The following is a 4,949-nucleotide window of genomic DNA, read 5'->3' on the forward strand; positions in this document are numbered from 1 at the left end:
CGCGCGTGAAGCACGAGCGGCTGAAGCTCTCGACCCCGCTGGGCGCGCTGGATCTCTCCCGCCCGGGACGGATGTCGAACCACCTCGTCGTCGGGGCGGGCCGCTCGGCCACCGGGCGCCCGATCATCCTGGGCGGGCCGCAGGCCGGGTACTTCTCGCCGCAGATCCTCATGGACTACGAGCTCCACTCGCCGACGATCCACGCGCGCGGCGCGGGGTTCCCGGGGCTCTCGACGCTCGTGGTCCTCGGTCGGACGCAGGACTACGCCTGGACGGCCACGGCCGGGGCCAGCGACATGATCGACACGTACGTCGAGAAGCTCTGCAACCCGGACGGGTCGCCTCCCACCGAGCAGTCACGGCACTACGTGTTCGAGGGCAGCTGCGAACCGATGGACCGGCGGACGTACCGCACGGCCGCGCTGTACCCGGGCACGGTCCCACCCGGGCTGCCCGACATCATCGTCGAGCGGACGGTCCACGGACCCGTGGTCGCCCGAGGGACGCTCGGCGACGTGCCGGTCGCGGTCAGCCGCAAGCGGTCCACCTACGGCAAGGAGCTGGACCCGGCCGTCTCGATCCTGAAGCTGAACCGCAACGAGGCGCGGACCGGGAAGGACTTCGTCCGGATCTTCCACGAGTCGCACAACCTCTCGACCAACTGGTCCTACGCCAACGACCACGAGATCGCCTACGTGCACGGCGGTCTCTATCCCCGTCGCCCTGCCGCCGCGGATCCGGATCTCCCGGTGTGGGGCACCGGGGAGTGGGAGTGGAAGAAGGACGAGCGCGGTGAGGACGCGTACCTGTCCAGCGCCGAGGTGCCGCACGAGGTCTCGCCTCGTCGGGATCTCCTGTCGTCGTGGAACAACCGTCCCGCTCCGGGGTGGGGCGCGAGCGACGCGCAGTGGGGCTGGGGGTCGCTGCACCGCGGCCGTCTGGTCGAGGAGGCGATCACCGGGGAGCCCAAGGGCACGATCACGCCGACCCGTCTCGTGCAGGTCATGGAACACGCCGGCCTGACCGACCTCCGGGGACGGTACGTCGCGCCGCTGGTCCTGCGCCTGCTGGAGGAGCGCGGCGATCTCGGGGCGCGGGACCGCAGGATGCTCGAGCTGCTGCGGACGTGGGCGGCGGAGGGCGCGCTGCGACGCGACGGGGACGGTGACGGCCGCTACGACCGGGCCTCCGCCGTCGCAATCATGGACGCGCTCTGGGAGCCGCTGATCCGCGCGATCTTCACCCCGGTGATCGGCGACCCGGCCCGCATCCCGCTGCAGTTCGACAACGCGCCGAACTCCGCCGGCAGCGCCTACGAGACCGGGTTCTACGGCCAGGTCCACAGCGACCTGAAGCGGGCGCTCGGAGACCCGCTGCGCAGCCCGATGTCGCGGATCTACTGCGGGGGGACACCGGATGCGGCCGGCAGTCGCGGCGCCTGCTCGGACCGCGTGCTCCAGGCCCTGCGCGAGGCGGGCGACGCCCTGGCCGCGAAGACCGACCCCCCGGCGGACGACCCGGACGCATGGGAGGCCGACGCGGGGGCGGAGCGGATCCAGTTCCTCCCGGCCGCGGTCCTCACCATGCACTGGGTGAACCGGCCGACGACCCAGGGCCTGACGATGTTCGGCCGGCTCGGGCGCACGCCGGTCGGCGGCGCCTGCCTGAAGCGGCGTGCCTTCGCCTCGGTCGGGACGACGCCCAAGGGGCGTGCGGTCACGGTCAGGGTGGTGCCCCGCGACGGTGCGAGGGTGTCGGTCGACCTGCTGCGCGTCGGCTCCGAGCGCCGGCCGGTGCGACCCGCGGTCCGCGTGCGGTCGTTCGGGAGGCGCACGCGGTCCTTCACCTTCACGGACGCCCGCCTGCGCGACGGGTGGTACGTCCTGCGCTTCCGAGGGCTGGAGGCCGACGGGACGCGGGCGGTCCGGCGCCTGGCGCTGCGCCGGCTGGGCGGGCGCTTCCATCGCGTGCACGCGATCGAGCGTCGGCGCGCGTGCGGGGCACTCTCGACCGTGACCGCGGGATCGCCGGTGTTCGGCGGTCGCCGTCCGTTCGCGATCACCCTGCGGCTGACCGAGCGCGCCCGGGTGTCGCTGGAGGTGCGCCGGGGTGGGAAGCTCGTGCGCCGGGCGCGCGCCCGGACCCTCGGCCCCGGGCTGCACACCGTGCGGTTCGCCGTTCGCGGGCTGCGTCGGGGCGACCACGACGTCGCCGTCAAGGTCGCCGGGACCAGGACCCTGCGCCTCCGTGCCCGGAGGTTGTGAGGACCGACGGCCCGTGTTCCTGGGTGTCGATCGTGCTTCCGCGTGCGCGGATCGGCCCGCCGGATGGGTGCACCGGGGGTCCTGGTGCTACGGTTCCCGCGTCGCTCCATGAACGACGACCGTCCTCGAAGTCCGGGTTACCACCCCGGTCCGCCTGATCGCCCGAGCGCCCCATGACCGTGGTGCTGCTGCTTGCGGTCGTCCTGCTCGTCTTCGTCAACGGGTTCTTCGTCGCGGCCGAGTTCGCGCTGGTGCGGGTCCGCCCGAACCGTCTCGAGGAGATGGAGGCGGAGGGACGCCGAGGCGCGAAGCTCGCGCTCGAGATCCACAGGGACCTCAACGAGTACCTGTCGGCCTGTCAGTTCGGCATCACCCTGGCGTCGCTGGGCATCGGCTTCCTGGGCGAGCCCGCGATCGCCGAGCTCGTGGAGCCCGCCTTCGGCGACACGCTCTCGCACGGGGTCGCCGTCGGTCTGTCGATCGCGATCGCCTACATCGTGGTGACGGCTGCGCACATCACCGCGGGCGAGCAGGTGCCCAAGATCTACGCGATCGTCCGGCCCGAGGCGATCGCGGTGCGGGTCGCACGGCCGCTGCGGTGGTTCAACGTCTCGATGCGGCCGTTCATCCACGTGCTGAACTCGGCGTCCAACCGCATCCTGCGCGGGCTGAAGGTGAACCCCGACGCCGAGCTCGAGGACGGACCGAACCCGGAGGAGCTGCGGATCCTGATCGGCCGGTGGGGGGATGTCGGGCGGCTGGACCCCGGAGAGGCGACGATGCTCTCGGGTGTCTTCCATCTCCACGAGCAGGAGGCGCGTCAGGTCATGACGCCGATCCCCGCCGTGGTCACGGTCGACACCAGCGAGGACGTCGAGACCGCGCTGCGGCGGTGCATCAGCTCCGGGCACACGCGCCTGCTGGTGACCGAGGACGAGAACCAGGACAGGGTCAAGGGCATCGTCCACTCCAACTCGCTGGCCCGTCAGCTCATGGCCGAGGGGCCGCAGGCGTCGATCGATGCGCTCATCAAGGACGCCCCGATCGTCCCCGAGACCAAGCCGCTGGACGACCTGCTCGCTGACCTCCAGCGCAATCGCTCGTCGATGGCCGTGGTCGTGGACGAGTACGGGCGCGTGGCGGGCATCGTGACGGTCGAGGACATCATCGAGGAGGTCGTCGGCGAGATCGACGACGAGACCGACCCGGCCGGCGGGGAGATCCGCCAGCTCGCCAACGGCGACTGGTTCGTCAGGGGGCACGTCGCGGTCACCGATCTGACCGACCACGGTCTCGATCTGCCCGTCGACACCGACGCCTATAACTCCGTCGGCGGGTTCGTCTTCGCCGAGCTCGGCCGGCTGCCCAAGCGCGGGGACACGATCACGGCCAACGGCTACTCGATCCGGGTCGAGTCGGTCCGTGAGAACCGGATCGAGGCGGTGCGCATTCGGCCCCGTCGCGCACCGGCCGTCGGCGCCGCGCGCGACGACGACTGACGGGCGCGTTCCACTACTAGCGCAAACGCGCCACGTTCACGGGGTCGTGACGATCACCGCAAGAACGCGGACGGTGCGTCGTTGGTTGCTGGTGCCCGTGTCCGTGGGACGACGCGGAGCACGCAGGACCTCGGGTCCGTCCGTGGGACGACGGATCCGGAGGAGAGAGACCGGTGGACCGGGGTGGGTCCACCAAGCATGAAACCGCGAACGGCCCGCCGGTAGGCGGGCCGTTCGCTGCTTCTGGGAGGAGGTGCACTGCGCGAGGTACGTTCGCGTCAGTGAGTATGGGGGCGCTTCCTCAACCCTGTCTAAAACCTCGTGCGCGTGTCCCTCTCCCGGGTCAGGACGCGACCTCGAGCTCCTTCGCCCGCTGACGCTCCGGGCTGATCCGCACGACGTCGCGGGCCAGGCCGAGTCGCTCCATGCCCGCGATGACCCACCCGGTGATGTCGATCTCGCGCTTGCCCATGCCGTGCACCGCGGCTCGCGGGAACGCGTGATGGTTGTGATGCCACGCCTCGCCGAGCGAGGGGACCGCCAGCCAGGCGACGTTGGTCGACCGGTCCTCGATGTCGAACCGCCGTCTGCCGTGGAAGTGGCAGATCGAGTTGATCGACCAGGTGATGTGGTGCAGCAGGAAGATCCGGACGAACCCGCCCCAGAGCAGACCTCGGAGCAGGCCCTCCAGGGTGAACCCGTGCAGCACGAACCCCAGGAGGGCGGGGATGCCGAGGCTCGCGAGCACGATCCACTCGAAGTTCTTCGAGATCCGGCGCATCCCGGGGTCCTCGACCAGGTCCTTGGCGTACTTCGAGCGCTGCGCGGACCCCTGGTCCTTGACGATCCAGCCCACGTGGGCGTGCCAGAGACCTGACAGTCCGGATCCGTGCCCGACGTGGGGGGAGTGCGGGTCACCGTCCTCGTCGGTGAACGCGTGGTGCTTGCGGTGGTCGGCGACCCAGCTGGTCACGGGTCCCTGCACGGACATCGAGCCGAAGATCGCGAGGGTGTACTCGACCCACTTCGGTGCCGTGAACCCGCGATGGGTGAGCAGCCTGTGGAAGCCGATGGTGACGCCGAAGCCCGTGATCGCGTACATGAGCGCGAAGATCGCCAGGTCGATCCCGTCGACCCAGGCGTTCCAGCCGGCCGGGATCGCCACGAGGAAGGCCAGGAAGGGCAG

General features: G+C 71.0%; 3 protein-coding genes. 2 read left to right on the forward strand and 1 reads right to left on the reverse strand.

Features of this window, described 5'->3' with window-relative positions; all coding sequences use genetic code 11:
* Both ABYE80_RS17060 and ABYE80_RS17065 read left to right on the forward strand, forming a co-directional pair.
* Positions 1–2,264, forward strand: a 2,264-nt coding sequence (locus tag ABYE80_RS17060; protein WP_372791506.1) for a penicillin acylase family protein, incomplete at its 5' end; no start/stop codon positions are given.
* Between the two features lie 173 nt (positions 2,265–2,437).
* Positions 2,438–3,763 (forward strand): hemolysin family protein, encoded by a 1,326-nt coding sequence (locus tag ABYE80_RS17065; RefSeq protein WP_372791507.1) that lies wholly within the window; start codon positions 2,438–2,440, stop codon positions 3,761–3,763.
* Between the two features lie 343 nt (positions 3,764–4,106).
* Here ABYE80_RS17065 and ABYE80_RS17070 read toward each other — a convergent pair.
* Positions 4,107–4,949 (reverse strand): acyl-CoA desaturase (locus ABYE80_RS17070; protein ID WP_372791509.1); only part of this gene is annotated, 843 nt, incomplete at its 5' end.

It is taken from the genome of Paraconexibacter sp., assembly GCF_041602235.1.
In the GTDB taxonomy this organism is placed as follows: Bacteria; Actinomycetota; Thermoleophilia; order Solirubrobacterales; family Solirubrobacteraceae; genus Paraconexibacter.

Coding starts and splice junctions, on each gene's coding strand:
- ABYE80_RS17065 (WP_372791507.1), top strand. CDS start 2,438: ATGACCGTGGTGCTGCTGCTTGCGGTCGTCCTGCTCGTCTTCGTCAAC.